Source organism: Vibrio sp. 704, assembly GCF_033339295.1.
Genome location: NZ_JAWOUH010000235.1, coordinates 1 through 858, shown reverse-complemented (window position 1 = coordinate 858; position 858 = coordinate 1). Strand labels below are relative to the sequence as shown.

Below are 858 nucleotides of genomic sequence, written 5' to 3'. Positions count from 1 at the left end.
TGTGGTTTGCCAATGCTGGGCCAACACTGCCTGGCGCTAAGCTGATTATGCCATTCATATTGGTGAGTGCTTGGGTGATTTCTTCACTCGCAATCACAATCCCACATCGCACACCCGGCAAGCCAAGTTTAGATAAGCTCATGCACAGGATGGTGTTTTCATTCCAGAACGGTTCGACATCTTCAAAAATGATGTTCGGGAACGGCAAGCCGTACGCATTGTCGATGATCAGTGGGATGTTGTTCTCGCGCGCCAATTTGTCCAGTTTACGCACTTCTTCGTCAGTCAGTACGTTACCTGTTGGGTTGGTTGGGCGAGATGCACAAATTGCTGCGACGGAGTCATCGACGGTGAGCTTTTCAAAATCAACGTGATATTTGAATAGGCCGTTGTCGAGTAGCTCTATTTCTGGATGGTACGAAACAAAAATGTCTTCATCGATACCTGCATCACCGTAGCCAATGTATTCCGGTGCGATAGGCAACAGGACTTTTTTGTGCGAACCATCTGGCTGCTGACCAGCAAACAAATTAAATAGGTAGAAGAACCCGCTTTGGCTGCCATTCGTCAGGCTAATATTCTTCTCACTGATGTCCCAGCCGTATGTTTCACGAAACAGCTGAGCGAGCGCTTTGACGAACACGTCTTTACCCTGAGGGCCATCATAATTAGTGAGCGCGGCGACGAGTTCGCCACTGGCGAGCATTTCTTCACTGGCTTGGTGAAAGTAATCGAGCATGGCAGGAATGGCGGCCGGGTTACCCCCACCGAGCATGATGGCACCTGGCGTGCGTAGGCCATCATTCAAATCGTCCATTAACTGCGTAATACCTGAATACTGATTAAATTTTTCACCAA

At 48.7% G+C, this 858-nt stretch carries 1 protein-coding gene; it reads right to left on the bottom strand.

The window, feature by feature from the left end:
- Positions 1 to 858 (bottom strand): valine--pyruvate transaminase (locus R7R24_RS25665; protein ID WP_318119939.1); only part of this gene is annotated, 858 nt, incomplete at both ends.